This window comes from Streptomyces sp. NBC_00775 (genome assembly GCF_036347135.1).
In the GTDB taxonomy this organism is placed as follows: Bacteria; Actinomycetota; Actinomycetes; order Streptomycetales; family Streptomycetaceae; genus Streptomyces; species Streptomyces lutosisoli.
On sequence record NZ_CP108938.1, the window covers coordinates 4,874,139 to 4,888,030 of the forward strand.

Genomic DNA, 13,892 nt, shown 5'->3' on the forward strand with positions numbered 1-13,892 from the left:
TCAGCTTCCCAGCAGTAGGTAATCCACGAACGTGGTGTTCGTGTTGGTGCGGGTGCACCAGATGGTGGCGGACGTGGCGGTGACGCTTGAGGTGCCGACGCCCGTGACTTGAGTTCCGGGGACGGTGGTGGCCGCCGTGGCCAGGCCACGGAACGTGGTGCCGCGGATATGGAGCCCGGTCACGGTCACGGACGTCGGCGTGTTCGCAACCGGGCTGATGGTGGCGCGTCCCCACGCAAAGTTGCGGGGCGCGAGAATGCCGGAGACGTCGACGACCATGTCCGGGTTGCTGGTGCCGCTATCGCCGTCCCACTCCAGCGAGATGAACGGCGCGCCGTTGCCAGGCGCCAGCGGGCTGTCCCCGCTCGCCAGGATGATGTGCGCCTGCGCGCCGCCCGCGATCATGCCTGACTGAATGTCCAGGGTGCCGCCGGACGCCTTGCCGGTGATGCCGGTCGGCACGACCTGTGTGATCCCGGCGGCGCCAAACGTGACCTCTCCGGACTCCAACTGGGCGTACGTCGTGCCGTCAGCTGACGTGGTCCGGAAACCCGCCGACCCGTCGCCGACATCCGGCGCCATCAGCGCGGCCACCGAGCCGTCGGCACGAACGGCCCGAAGGACGGCGCCCGTGATCGTCTGCCCGTCGATGGCCCCGGCCTTGATGTTGCTCGCAGCGATGCCGCCCGCCTCGACGACCTCGATGGCGAACATGTCCACCTCGACCGTGCCCGTGCCGCCCGTGTAGTTCAGGTACAGCAGCGGCGTGATGTAGCGGACGCTGGAGTGCAGCTGGGCAGGTGCGTTGGCGTTCGGCGCCTCCATCCTGACGGGGCTGGCAGAGGTGCCCTTGATGTAGCCGGTGAACGTCCGCCAGCCCGCGCCGGCGGTCAGGTCCTCGCCGTCGGCCGCCACATAGAACTGGCTGGACAGCGAGTTCGCCCCGGTGAGGTTGACGAAGGTGACGCCGTCGGCGGCGAGCCCCGCCACCCCCATGAACGTCTTCTGGTTCGTTCCGGGCGTCGAGTTGGCGACGGTCTGCCGCACCCGGATGCTGACCCGGTACGTCACCGCCGGGTCGAAGGGGATCTTCACGTCGGGCCGGTAGGCGCCCTGCACGAAGCCCACGCACCGCATCACGTTGCCGCCGGACTGGGCGTCAGCAACCGCGACCGTCGTCATCGTGCCCGACGCCGAGTTCAGCCACTTCGTCGCCGAGTCGCCGAAGTCGTAGAACTTCTGCCCGATCGAGCCCTGCAGGCCCACGGACAGCCGGTCGACGCTGATCGTCCCGGCCGTGATCGCGGACGCGTTCAGGTTGGTGATGGCGGCCTTCGACGCGTCCAACGTCCCCGTGGTGATCTTGCTGGCGTCGATGGACGAGATCACACCGGACGCGGCCGTGATCGTCCCGGCGAACAGCTTGTCGGCGGTGATGGTGTTACCGGCGATCAGGTCGGCTGTGATGGCCAGGCCCTGGATCTGCGCGGCCGTGAGGGACTTGCCGACGATCTTCGCGGCGTCCAGCGTGCCCGCGGCGATCCGGTCGCCACTGATGGCGTTCGCCACCAGCTTGGGCGTGGTGATCGCACCGTCGGCGATCATCGTGCCGGGCAGCACAGGGCGCACCGCCGCGTTGTCCCACCAGACCGTTCCGGCGCTCGCCTGGAAAGACTCGGCCACGATGAGGGCCTTGACGGTGTTCGCGGGCGCGGTGACGGTGCCCGTGAGGCGCTGCCATGTGGCACCCAGGACAGGCGGGGAAGCCTGGACGACGCCCCAGGTCAGGGTGGTGCCCGAGCTGTCCAGCCACTGGGCGTAGAGCTTGACGGTGCCGTTGTAGTCGGAGGATGCCTGGTAGTCGTACGCCAGATACAGCTGATCCCCGGCCAGGATCGGAATGCTCGTGATGCCAAGGCCGCGGGTGGTGGCGGTGCTCGCGACGGCGTTGACCTTGATGGACTTGGGCGAGCCGTTGCCCTTGGTGTCCACCGACCAGGAGGTGCCTGCTGCGGCGACGAGCGCCGCGGTGTATGGGCCCTCGAAGGACGGGTCGCTCAGCACGTTGGCGCCGCCGACGACGGTCAGCTTGTCCGTCGTGATGGCGCCGGCGGCGATCTGGTTGGCGGTGATCGTCCCCGCAGCGATCTCGGCGCCTGTGATGGCCAGGGCCTGGATCTGGGCGGCCGTAATGGACCTGCCGACGATCTTCGACGCGTTCAGCGTGCCCGCGGCGATCCGGTCGCCGCTGATGCTGTTGGCGACCATCTTGGGCGTGGTGATCGCACCGTCCTGTATGGACGTTGAACCCACCGCACCCGCGGCGAGTTTCGCCTCGGTGACCGCATCGTCGGCCAACTTGAGATCCGACACCGCGCCATCGGCGAGCTTGCCGACCGAAACGGCATTCTTGGCGAGCTTGCCTTCGAGGACCGCGCTGTCAGCCAGCGCGACGCTGCCCACCGCCCCCGTTTCGATCTTCGCGGCGGTCACCGCGCCGTCGGCGAGAGCCAGTTCGTCGACGATGCCGTCCAGCACGGACTGCGCGACCACTGGCTGCGGACCGGCCGGTCCCGCCACAGCAGACGGCACCGAGGCGGCACCGGAGGTGGACACGCACACCAGGCGCACCCAGACCGGCACGCTCGCGGGCACGGTCATGGTGGCGGCGTGCGTCGAGTAGAACGCGGCGAACAGGGAGCCGCTGTCGGGGAAGTCGACGCTGGTGGAGAAGTGGACCTCCACGTACGCGAAGTCGGCCGGGGCCTGGCTGCCGTCAGCGAACAGGCCGTCCCAGGTGACGGCGACGCCCCCGAGGACGGAGGCGATGGTGGGGGCGGTCGGGACGGGCGGGGTGGGGCCGTTGACGGCGGCCAGCGCGACCGTGCCGTCCTGTTGCAGGCCGATGCTGCCGCGCAGCACGCCGCCGTCGTCGTAGACGGCTATGGAGCCGTTCTCGATCGAGGAGTTCGCCAGGCGGCTGGTACGCGACAGGTCACGCACCAGCCGCTCCAGGTTGGCGATCCTGCCGGCGAGAACAGCAAGAGTGTCAGCCAAGGGAGTTCAGCCTCCGTAGATGAAGGAGTCGGCGGGCGCGAGGCTCACTGTCATCCGTTCCTGCTGGTCCCCCTGCGCCGGCGTGAGTGTCCATCCGGTCACCCGCGCCCAACCGTCGTAGTCGGTCCACTGGTCGTGGACCTGCACCCACACGTCGTCGCCGACCTGGAAGGAGCCGAAGCGGGCCGCGGGGTGGTCGATGATGTCGACCTGCTCGATCGAGCCGCGTCTTTGCCGGGCGATCCGCCACGAGCGGGCCTTCGCCGCAAGCTGGTCCTGCCCTTTGATGGTGGGCAGGTCCAGAACGTCCTCCAGGCGCAGACGGCCGTCCCGTACGGCCTCCAAGGCACGCAGCCGGGCCTGCCCCTCCCCCGACCCCAAAGCGACCACGACCTGCGCGTACGTGTCACCGTCGTAGGTGACCGGCTCCAGGTCGGCGACGTTCACCCCGGTCGTGAGCGACACATCGGTGCGGCGGGTGCCCAGGCGGGGCCAGCCGATACGGATACGCCGCTCGGGCTGCCCGCCCACCCACGCCACCTGCTCGGTCCACTCCGGGCCACCGAACACGGCGACCGCATCGGCGACGATGTCAGCCAGCGTCCGGGACTCCCACCAGGTCGACGCGTACGGCTCCTCCGGGGTGCCGATCGTCGCCTTCGAGGTGGCCGAGTCGACGACCACGCCCAAGTCCCCGTCCGGCTGAGCCTGGCAGTACGCCCACACGTCCCCGATCAGCTTGCACGGGTCGCCGTACGTGTAGGGGCCGCGGCCGTCGAGGTTGCCGTGCAGGTCGTGCCGCTTACTCAGGTAGGAGCCGAACCCGGCGGCCTCGATTGGGTACTTGCCGCCCTCCGGCTCGGCCCGCCAGATCAGGCCGCCCCACATCAGCTGGGAGTGCCGCTCAGCGAAGATCAGCGTGTTGCCGGGGTCGACCATCGAGCCGAGGACGTGGGCCAGGTGCGGCTCCAGCGTGGCCTGCAGCGACCCGGGCCCGTTCACTTCCGGGCCGTAGGAGACGTCGGACAGCGGCAGATCCCACGCCAGGACCTGCCCGGTCGTGGCGTCGCACGTCAGATAGCGGTAGGAGGCCACCGTCAGACCACACCCTCCTCGAACTCCACGTCCGTGATGAGGGAGGTGCCGTTGTCCACGCCGAGGTTCCCGGTCTCCGCCTTCGACATGAAGGTCTGCAGATACAGGGACTGGGTGGTGCCGCGCATAGCAAAGGGAATGGTCAGGCTGTCGGCGACCACGACGGTGCTGCGGCGGGTGTTGGCGCCCTGGTCGTCGTCGATGGCCGTGCCCTGGCCCGTCACGATCCCCAGGACCTGCCGCATGGAGGCGAAGACGTCGGCGCTGTCCAGGCGAAGCCCGGCGACTGTGGTCACGAGCTTCGCGGAGACCGCCCACACCGGCACGGCGATGTTCCAGTGGGCCGCCGACGGCCAGGTGTGCCACTGGTTGTCCTGCCAGACGATCCGGTTGAGGGGGCTGCCAGGAAAGGCGGTGTACAGCTGCCGGTCCCTGCGCGGGTTCGCGATCCGCCGCAGGTCGGTGATCATCGCGTTGGTGACGGTGGCACAGTTCGACGGCAGCGCGATCCGCGCGAGCGGTATCGCGGTCATCCCCGCCGGCGGCTGCGTCGCCGTCGACGACACGTTGGAGACGACGTCGAAGAACCCGATGTCGTCGCTGGCCGGGTTCAGGCTGCCCTCGTACTCGGGGTCCTGGACCCGCAGCACCACCATGTCGGTGCGGCCCTGCGCCCCGGTCGGGGCGATGTTCACCAGCGCCGTACCCACGTTGTACTGGGTGTAGGAGCCCTGCCCCCAGGCAGCGCCGCGCACCACCCCGGAGCCGTCGCCGACCTGCACCCCCGCGCCGGGGGTGGTCTGCTGGGTGACCTTCAGGTCGTTGTACTCGGTCACGCCCTGCGCCCCGCGTGACAAGTCGCGGATCATCATGCGCATGGTGCGGGCGGGGTGGGTGCCGCCCTTGACCATCATGGGGGGCTGAATCAGCGTCATCTCGATGTCCTCACAGGCCGGTGTAGGCGTCGCGCCACGACAGGGTCAGGCGGCAGGTGTTCGTGTAGTCGGTGGCTGTCCACCGGATCTCGCTCGTCCTCGGCGGGATCTGGAACAGGTCCATGCGGGAGGCCGCGGTCAGCGCCGGCGCCGCGTTACCGGACCCGTTGCGCAGCACCCAGCGGGCGCCGGGCCGGGTGTCGATGTCGATCCACTCCCCGGCGGCCAAACTCGTCTGCAGCTCTAGCGAGCGGCCGGTCTCCACCACCCACACCTTCGGATTGGTGACCGGGCCGTCGATACGCAGCGACGGCCACGCGGCCACATCCCCCTTGTTGGTCACCCAGCCGGGCCGCTCCGAAGGGTTGGACACGCCCGTGGTGATCGGGTCGACCAGGGGAGCCGTGAAGCCCTCGGAGTCGTCGGAGATGTCCAGCGGCAGCAGCAGACCCTGCGCGTCGTCGGCATGCCAACGCGGATCCGTCGCCGCGAACTCCAGCGTGAGCGGAATCCACCCGTACACGGCCTGCGACATCGACACGGCCTCCACCCGCCGCCACCTGCCGTACAGGCGTTTCACGGCCCTCCCGGGCCACTTGACGCGCAGCACTGCCAGGGCGCCCGCCGTCTTGCGGATGCTGTCGGCGCCGGTGACCTGCTGCAGCTGGGCGAGGAGGTCAAGGGCCGCGCCCGGGTTATCAGGGGTGCGGATACCGGCCTCGATCGACACGGTGCGCGTCCCGAACAGGTCCACGCCCGGGAACCCGCCGTCGTCGGTGGGGTTGTCGACGTCGGCGGTACGCCGGTCGGGGGCACCCAGCCCGGTGACCTCGCCGACCGGCAGCAGCGTGCCCGTCCCGATGACCAGGCCGCCGACGTCGAGCTGGTAGTCGCCAAGAACCGTCACAGCTTGCCTCCTCGCTGCGCGGCCCGCAGGCGGCGCATCACCTCCGCGCCCATCTCCTGCGCCACCGCGCGGCCGTCCCCGCCGGCGGTCACCGAAACCGGCATGTGGCCGATCAGTGGCCTGTCCGTCTCCTTCACCACCACCACCTGCACCCCGCCCGAGGGGTGGGCGTCCATGCGGGCAGGACCGGTCACGCCCTGCGCAGTGAGCGTGTATCCGAAGCGGTGGGCGACGTCCTCGAGGACCTGTGTCGCCGAGGACCGCTTGGCCTGCCCGAGCGGGATGTACGCCTCGCCGCCCGTGGATGGCTCCGCGAACCTGACCAGGCCGTTGCTCGTCGCATACAGGCCGGGGGTGAGCACACCCCCGGACGCGTACGACAGGCCCTTGTTGGCCCGCCCCAGGTCCGCCAGGAACTGTGTGGCCTTCGACCCGAGAGCCTTCTGCAGCTGGGCCTTGCCCGCGTTCGCGACCTCGATGATGCGGTCCTCACCGAGCTTGGTCGCATCCGCGACCTGGTGGATGCCCGTCTTGGATGTCTTGACCGCGCCGATGACCGTCAGCAGGTCCGCCAGTTCCTCTTCGGACAGCGTCGCCGACGCCGCCTTGGAGGCCTTGTTGGCCTTCGCGGCGGCCTTCTTGCTCTTCACGGCCTGCGCCGCAAGGTCCTGCGCGGCCTGGTCGCCCTGCGCGGCCAGCCGGGACGCCAGGTCTCCGTAGCCCTCGGCCGCCAGGTTCGCGAGGTTCTTCTGGAACTCGGCAGTCTGCTTCGTCGCCCCACCGAGCTGGCTGGTGTAGTCCGCCAGGGACGCTTTCGCGGCGTCGGCGAGCTTCTTCAGGTCGCCCGCCATGGACTTGAGGTACTTCGAGCTACCCGTGGCCATCTTGTGCGTGAGGTCGATGCCGTCGGCGCCCATCGCCTCCAGGGCGTCCGCGACGTCCTGACCGGCGCGGCGGGCCACCGTCGACAGGTCCTTACGCCACCGCTGCGCCTCCGCCACCGACTTGTGCAGGTTCTTGGCGAACTTGCCGAGGTCCAGGGCGGTGCCGTTCTTGTTCATCGAGTCCGACGCGATCGACGACAGCGAGAACAGGCCGTCCATGCCGCCCGCCGGCGTGTACGACCAGTTCGAGAGGCCACCCTCGGCGTGGTAGTGGACGCTCGCCCCGAACCGGTGTGCCACCTCGGCCAGAATCTGCTTGGAGCGGCCCCGCTTCGACGATGCCAGCGGGATGTACGCCTCCCCGTCCGTCTCTGGCTCCGCCCACACCCGCCACGCTCCCCGCGGGGCGATCTGCGCCACGTGCCGCTCCCGCAGGCCACCACCGGCGTAGAACGACAGCACGGAGCCATCGGCCTGCGGCTGCGGCTTGTTCGCGAGGGGCCCGGTACCCCCGATGCGCGGGATCACCGACACCGACACCGGCGCCGGCGGGTTCACGCTGACGGAGATGGTCTTCGTGCCGGGGATCTCCCGCACGCTCGCCCTGATCGAATCCAGCTGCGTCTCGACGGCCTTCATGTCCCCCGACAGCAGCGCCGCCGTCAGGGCCGACGCGGCCTCGGTGCCCTTCGTCTTGGACACCTGCGAGATCAGGTCGAGCATCGCCGACCATTCGCCCTTGGACTTGCTTCCGGCCGTGTGGAACGCGTCGACCACACTGGTCAGGTCCTTCTCGCTGATCGGCGGGTCCGCCCCCCAGATCGCCCGTATCTGGTCCATAGCGGTGGTCACATCACCCGACAGCAGAGCCCTCTTCAGGGCGGTCGCCGCGTCCGAGCCCTTCTCCGCCGCGACCCGCGCCAGCAGGCCCATGCCGCGCGACAGCTGCGTCCGGGCGGCCGTGCTGCCTGCCCGTACGGCCTTGGACATGTCGGTGACGGCCATCGCCTGCATGACCCGCCCGAACTTGGCCGCGTCGTTGGTCTCGGCGGCATCCGCGAACTGCTGGGCGATCTTCTTGCCGTAGCGGGCGGCGATCGCGGGCAGCTGCGCCAGGCCCGCCCGGAACGCGGGCTGCGCACGGGACGCCGACTCGGTGATGATCGACTCCAGCTCGTCGGCGACCTTCGTCTTGCCCTTGGCGAGCTGCTTGACGAGCTGGTCGAGGATCGGCGCCGACGACGCACCGAGCTTCGCGAAGTGGTCGGTTAGGTCGCCGTACCCGGCCATGGCCAGCTTGGTCAGGTTGCCCTGGAAGCCGCGCTGCGCCTTGAGCTGGGAGCGCAGCTCCGCCAGGTAGTCCGAGAGGGTGGCCTTGGCGTTCTTGTTGGACTTGGCGACCTTGTCCTGCGCGTTCTGCCACGCCTTCGCCGGGTCGACGATGGCACCGAGGGCCTGCGCCATCGCCTTCATCTCGTCGGTGTACTGCGGCATGCCGTCCTGGCCGGCAGGCACCAGGAAGTCCAGCGTCCAGGCTTTACCGGCCTGGTACTTGGCCTGCAGCACCTTCGCGTTGATGATCTCCGTCTGGGCGGCGATGGCAGCCTCGTCCTTGAGGGCCTTCGACCAGCGGCCGTGCGCGCCCTGCAGGGCCTTCGCCGCCTCGTCCCACTTCTGCGCGTACTCCGGGTTGCCGGGCGCCTTCCCGGACCTCACCTTCAGCGCGTATTCGGTGCTCTGCGACTGCAGTTGCAGCATCAGTCCCTGCAGCTTGGAGCCGCCCGAGGCGACCGCATCGACTGCATCAGTGACGTCGACGCCGGCCTTCCGCATCTTCGCGGCGAAGTCACCGGAGGTCAGCTGCTCGGTCAGGGTGCGGATACCGGCCCCGGTGTCGCCCTGCTCCCGCTCCCGGCGCAGCGCCTCCACCAGGTCGTCGGTGGCCTGCTTCGCTTTCTCCTTCGACGCCGAGTACGCCGCATAGGCGAGGACACCCACGCCCAGCAGGGCCGTCAGCCCGGACACCGCCAGGCCCGCGCCCTTGAGGACGGCGGGCATCAGCGCCCCGCCGGTGCGGGCCGCCGTCTGCGCGACACGGAACTCCGCCCACTGCGTCGTGATCTTCGTGATCGCGGCGAGGGCGAGCATCCCGCCCGCCGACACCGCGAGCAGCCCGGCGCCGATGTCCTTCAGCGGACCCGGGGCGTCCGCGATCGCCCCGGCGAACACCGACAGGGCGTTGCCGACGGTCTGCATGACCGGCAGCAGCGCCCGCCCGAGGTCGATACCGAGGGCCTTGCTGCGGTTGACGAACATCGACCACTGGCCGGCCGTGGTGTTCATCTGCATCTGGAAGGCCTTCTGCGTGGCCCCCGCCCGCTCCACCTGGTTGGCGATGCCCTGGTAGGTGTCGGCGTAGTTCTTGCCGTCGTTGGCGGCCAGAGCGAGCATCGCGCGGGAGGCCCGCACGTCGTGGAACAGGCCGGTGATCGCCTCGGCAGAGCCGTGCGTGGCCCGGGCCAGCTTGTTCGCGACGACGTACAGGCCGTCCTGCTGCACCGCCGAGGCCGCCGACTCGTAGCCGAGCTTGTGCATCTCGTCGCGCAACTCGCGGGTGGGCTGCATCAGCCTGGTCATCAGCATGTTCAAGCCGGTGGCGGACTCCGCCGCCGGGACACCCGCCAGGGTCACCGCGGCGTACGCGGCGGCCAGATCGTCGAAGCTGATGCCAGCAGCAGCGGCCATCGGCACCACGTCGCCGAGGTGCAGGGCCAGTTCCTCGAAGCTGATGACGCCCTTGTTGACGGTCTGGAACATCACGTCCATGACGTCGGACGCCTTGGAAGCGGGCAGACCGTACGCCTTCAGCACACCCAGCAGGGCCCGCGAAGCGATCTCCGTCGTCGTCAAGCCCGCGCTGGCGCCCTTCGCGGCCACGCCGAGGATCTCCATCGCGTCCGCGCCGTCGAAGCCCGTCGACACGACCTGGTACAGGCCCTCGGCGAGCTGAGTCGCGGACTGCGTCACGTCCGTCGACAGGGCCACGATCTTGTCGGTGAAGGAGCCGACCGTGGCCTGGTTGATCTGCTGGGAGATCGTCATGACGTTCGCCATGCGCTTCTCCAGCGCCACCGCCCCCACGACACCGGCGGCGAGGATCGCCGACAGCACCACCCCCGTGCGCAGGTAGCCGTCGATGCGGGCCTGCGTGGCCGCGCGGGTCTCCGCGAGCGCCGCCACCTCCGCCTGCCGTACGGCGGCGGCATTCGCGGCGGCACGCGCCGCCGCGGCGGCCTCCGCGTCGTTGCGGGCGGTCAGCGTCTGCGCGGCCCGCGCATCGGCCGCCTGCCGGGCCTGCGTCGCCCGCGCCGAGAAGCCGGCCGCACGTGCGGCGGCAGCCTGCGCGGCAGCGGCCCGCTCCTCCTGCACCGTCTGCGCCTGCGCGGCCCGTGTTGCCGCCGCGGCGGAGGCGTTCGCGGCGGCCTGCGCCCCAGCCGCACCCCGCCCCGTCGCCGCCTGCGCACGGGCCGCCATGGTCTGCGCGAGAGCCTGGGCGCGCAGGGTGCGCTCCCCGGCCGCGGCCGCTACAGCCCGCTCCCTCTCCGCCTTCGCGGCGAGACTCGCCGACAACGCATGCGCCCGCCCCGAGCGTTCGGCCGCCGCCGCAGCAGTCCGCTGCGCGGCCGTCGTGCGTTCCAGGGCTGCGGTGGCACGGGCCTGGCCAAGGACCGCGTCAGCCGACGCGGACGCCTGCAGGCGGGCGAGGCGCTGCGTGGCCGACCCCGTCTCCAGCAGCGTCCGGTTGACCTGCTGCAGCTGCCCGTCGAACTGGCGCAGCTGCGTCGCTGACTGGCGCAGACCGCCCGTCAGCCCGGCAGTCTGCGCCTGCATGTTGACGTACAGGTTGTAGGCGGTGCTCACCTACCGCTCCCGTCTCTTGAGCCCGATCTTGACCCCGCGCCCGTCCGGACCGTCCGGTACCTGCTCCCGCTCCATGGCCAGCAGCTCGCACCCCGGACAGGTGCGGCTGTCGGCGACGTACGCGAACCGGTGCCCGCCCAGCTCCGGCTGCCACTCATCCGCCCTGGTGCCGCACCCCGAGCACGTCGCCCGCGTGTACGCCAGCCACGCCAGCGCCTTCGCCCGGTCCAGCGCCGTCCACCGCCCGTCACCGGCCCCCGTGAACTGACTGTGCGGCACTCCATAGGTGTGGCACAGGTCCAGTTCAGCCCGGAACGACGGGTCGGAGATCAGCCTTTTCCCAGGTCCGCGCGGAGCGTCTGGTTGATGAGGAGGGCCGCGGTGAACAGGGCCTTCGCCTCGGCGTCCGCCCACGTGTCCAGCAGCTCCTGCGCGTCGGCGACGCTCATGCCGTCCACCACTTCGCCGGCGTCGTCACGTTCGACGTGGCAGGCGGAGAGCAGGGCGGCCGGGAACGTCTCGACGTTGTACTCCATGCCCTGATCGGCCTGCGCCTCACTCGGCGCGTGCTCGCGCAGCAGCTGCTCCCACACCGGCCGGGGCAGCGCCCGGAAGGTCAGCGTGAGCGTCACCGCTGCAAGGGCCTCCTGAATCCCAGTCAGGGCCGCATCAGCGGCCAGGACATGCGGGTTGGATGCCACCCAGGCGACGCGCTGGTCCTCGCGGATGCCCTGCTCGGCGCACTCGGCCAAAGCCGTGGCGCGGGCCTTCGCCAAGGCCAGCGCCGCATCGGTGACAGCCGTCTTGGCGTCCTCGTCGTCACAGATCGACAGGGTCCGCTCGGGCAGCTTCCGGGCCCGCAGCCGGGCCATCTTCGCGGCCCAATGCGCGTCCTTGGCGACAGCGGCGACCGGCGGTTCAACAGTGGTCATGCAACATCCCCCAGGTCAGCTGGACGCCGGAACGGCCGCGTCGAGCTTCGGCGTACCAGAGATGGCGAAGGTGACGGTGAACTTCGCCGGGTCCGAGCCGGCCGAGTAGGCGGGGGCGCGGCCCGCGACACGCACTGGGAAGACGTCCATGGACTTGCTCGCCGGGATGTCGCCCTTGCGCAGGATGACGACGAAACCCACGGCGCCCTTCGACAGAAGGGTCTCGATGGTCTCCGCCGCCTGGTCCTCGTAGAAGGTGAGGCTGGAGGAGTCGGCCTTGTCCTCACCCGGGATCGACGTGGTCAGGGTCGACCCCATGTCGGGTGTGTCGACTGGGGAGTTGGCCAGCGACCAGCCTGCGATGTCGGAGACCGCGCCGGACAGGTCAGTGGCGTTGGTGCCCGTCAGCTCGGGACGGATCGGCACGTTGCCTACGTCGGCGATCGTCTTCAGGAAGTAGATCTTCGTGACGCCACGGCGCATGAACCGCTGCTGGGTGGTACCCAAGGGGGATTCTCGCTCTCCGGGGACCCCGGCCCCCGGAAACACGGAGGCCCGTCCCCAACAGGTCGCAAATGCGAGCCAGGGGGTCAGCCCGTGCCATGTGGCCGGACGTCCGCGAGTGGGCCTCCGCGGTGAGGTGCGATCCGATCAGCTGTTCGGCGTCGAGACCGTCAGGACGAATCGCTGCACGTAAGTGTAGGTGGAGCTAACGACACTGGTTCCGTCCTCACGGTCCAGCTCCCGGCCGATGACCGTCGCACCCACGACGCTGATCGCGTTGGCGAACTGGCCGCTGCCCGGCACCCGCGCCAAGAACGCCTGGCGCACCTTGTCGGCGTGCAGTGACGCCTGCTCGGCTGTGGTGCCCACCGAGGACACCTGCAGCAGCACCCGGGCATCCGCATCAGTGTCACCGAACGACGGGCCGATCCCGGAGGTCTGCCCCAGCTCGTACAGCACGCTGTACGGGATGACGGTCCCCGTCGGCAGCGACGTCGAAGTGGGCGCAGTCCCATACCCGCAGGACCGGGCGGTGGCCGTCTGCAGCATCGCCTGTACAGCGAGCGCCACCTGACGCCCCGACACACTCATCTACTCATCCTCCTCACTGCCCGCCACCCTGGAAGCGGTGACGAGCGCCTCGATATCGGCGACCGCGTAACGGTGCAGGCCAAGCTCCGACCACACCGGCATGTCACCGGGGGCACGACCCGCGCAGCAGCCCCAGCTCGCCGCTGTCCTCGACGAGTTCCACCACGAACACCAGCCGCGACACCATGCCGAAGCCGTGGGCGCGCATCACGCCGGCGAACGCCTCGTGCACATCCTCCGCAAGGCGGCTCACGGAAGCCTCCCGTCGGCGACCTGCCCCAGAGCCTCAACGAACAGGGGCCGCACCGTCTCCACGGCCGGGCCGACGTGAGGGTAGGGAGGCTGGTCGAAGATGCGTCCCAGACTGTCCGGGCCGATATACCCGAACTCCAGGCGCCGCGCCTGCGGCTTGGTCGTGCCGACGACCCCCGTCACCGCGTCGCCGCCCACGAACAACTCGTGCGTCCACGACCGCCGGTAGTCACCCGTGATCACGTTCGGGCCCGGCCTGCCGCTCGCGTTCGCTTTGATCTGCGTCTCCAGCAGCATCGCGTAATGCCGCACCACCGACACCGTCTGCGGCAGCACCAGTTCGGCACGCCCCTGCAAGGCGGCAGCCACCTGCGCGGCGTTGCTGTAAGCACCCCCATGGGAAGGCGGGTTACTAGGGGACGGCATCGGCCACCTCCTGCGGCTGCCACCCGCCGGACGCCCACTCCTGCAGGAGCCGCAGCATGGCCCGGGTCAGCTCGTTGGGGCCGCCGTCCATCAGGTCGTGCCGGGCCAGCACATGCCGCTCCAGCTCGCCCGCATCGATGGCGCCGAGGAACGCCGCGGCGGCCGGGCCCGGATCCGGCGGGTCACCGACGACAACGCGGGCCAGGCCCTCGAACTCGTCCGTGGTCTTCGGGGACAGCAACAGCACCAGCTCCGCCGGCTGCATGGAGTGCTGGCGAAGCGAGTAGCCGGAGATGTGGGAGGAGATGTCGCGGCCGTCGAGAGCCACCGTGCTGGTGGCCTGGTCGGCGGTGATCCGCACCTGACGCAGCTGATCATCCATGCCGAT

The 13,892-nt window shown here is 70.1% G+C and carries 12 protein-coding genes; all 12 read right to left on the reverse strand.

Annotated features, from left to right (window positions below; all coding sequences use genetic code 11):
* Complete coding sequence (locus OIC96_RS21665) at positions 1-3,057, reverse strand: beta strand repeat-containing protein (RefSeq protein WP_330306248.1); 3,057 nt, start codon at positions 3,055-3,057, stop codon at positions 1-3.
* A gap of 6 nt (positions 3,058-3,063) precedes the next feature.
* The gene (locus tag OIC96_RS21670) at positions 3,064-4,152 is read right to left on the reverse strand and encodes a hypothetical protein (RefSeq protein WP_330306247.1); all 1,089 of its coding nucleotides are present in this window, start codon (positions 4,150-4,152) and stop codon (positions 3,064-3,066) included.
* Positions 4,153-4,154: 2 nt separating this feature from the next.
* Complete coding sequence (locus OIC96_RS21675) at positions 4,155-5,087, reverse strand: hypothetical protein (protein WP_330306246.1); 933 nt, start codon at positions 5,085-5,087, stop codon at positions 4,155-4,157.
* A gap of 10 nt (positions 5,088-5,097) precedes the next feature.
* Positions 5,098-5,994 carry a phage distal tail protein gene (locus OIC96_RS21680; protein ID WP_330306245.1) on the reverse strand — a complete coding sequence of 299 codons (897 nt, stop codon included), beginning with the start codon at positions 5,992-5,994 and terminating at the stop codon, positions 5,098-5,100.
* The gene (locus OIC96_RS21685; RefSeq protein WP_330306244.1) at positions 5,991-10,799 is read right to left on the reverse strand and encodes a phage tail tape measure protein; all 4,809 of its coding nucleotides are present in this window, start codon (positions 10,797-10,799) and stop codon (positions 5,991-5,993) included. The genes OIC96_RS21680 and OIC96_RS21685 overlap by 4 nt, the downstream gene beginning before the upstream one ends.
* Entirely contained in the window at positions 10,800-11,078 is a 279-nt protein-coding gene (locus tag OIC96_RS21690) for a hypothetical protein (RefSeq protein WP_330306243.1), read from the reverse strand.
* 50 nt (positions 11,079-11,128) lie between these two features.
* Positions 11,129-11,731 carry a hypothetical protein gene (locus OIC96_RS21695; protein WP_330306242.1) on the reverse strand — a complete coding sequence of 201 codons (603 nt, stop codon included), beginning with the start codon at positions 11,729-11,731 and terminating at the stop codon, positions 11,129-11,131.
* A gap of 15 nt (positions 11,732-11,746) precedes the next feature.
* Positions 11,747-12,238 (reverse strand): phage tail tube protein, encoded by a 492-nt coding sequence (locus tag OIC96_RS21700; protein ID WP_330306241.1) that lies wholly within the window; start codon positions 12,236-12,238, stop codon positions 11,747-11,749.
* A 144-nt stretch (positions 12,239-12,382) separates the two neighbouring features.
* Positions 12,383-12,826: a hypothetical protein gene (locus OIC96_RS21705; protein WP_330306240.1), complete on the reverse strand. Its 444-nt coding sequence runs from the start codon at positions 12,824-12,826 to the stop codon at positions 12,383-12,385.
* A 103-nt stretch (positions 12,827-12,929) separates the two neighbouring features.
* Positions 12,930-13,079 (reverse strand): hypothetical protein, encoded by a 150-nt coding sequence (locus OIC96_RS21710; RefSeq protein ID WP_330306239.1) that lies wholly within the window; start codon positions 13,077-13,079, stop codon positions 12,930-12,932.
* Positions 13,076-13,504, reverse strand: a complete 429-nt coding sequence (locus OIC96_RS21715) for an HK97 gp10 family phage protein (protein ID WP_330306238.1) — start codon at positions 13,502-13,504, stop codon at positions 13,076-13,078. The genes OIC96_RS21710 and OIC96_RS21715 overlap by 4 nt, the downstream gene beginning before the upstream one ends.
* Positions 13,491-13,886 carry a hypothetical protein gene (locus OIC96_RS21720; RefSeq protein ID WP_330306237.1) on the reverse strand — a complete coding sequence of 132 codons (396 nt, stop codon included), beginning with the start codon at positions 13,884-13,886 and terminating at the stop codon, positions 13,491-13,493. Before OIC96_RS21720 ends, OIC96_RS21715 begins: the two co-directional genes overlap by 14 nt.
* Positions 13,887-13,892: the final 6 nt, after the last annotated feature.

What these genes read in the sequence shown, in the direction of transcription:
- OIC96_RS21705 (WP_330306240.1), bottom strand. Translation starts at nt 12,826, where the DNA reads ATGAGTGTGTCGGGGCGTCAGGTGGCGCTCGCTGTACAGGCGATGCTG.
- OIC96_RS21720 (WP_330306237.1), bottom strand. Translation starts at nt 13,886, where the DNA reads ATGGATGATCAGCTGCGTCAGGTGCGGATCACCGCCGACCAGGCCACC.
- OIC96_RS21675 (WP_330306246.1), bottom strand. Translation starts at nt 5,087, where the DNA reads ATGACGCTGATTCAGCCCCCCATGATGGTCAAGGGCGGCACCCACCCC.
- OIC96_RS21715 (WP_330306238.1), bottom strand. Translation starts at nt 13,504, where the DNA reads ATGCCGTCCCCTAGTAACCCGCCTTCCCATGGGGGTGCTTACAGCAAC.
- OIC96_RS21695 (WP_330306242.1), bottom strand. Translation starts at nt 11,731, where the DNA reads ATGACCACTGTTGAACCGCCGGTCGCCGCTGTCGCCAAGGACGCGCAT.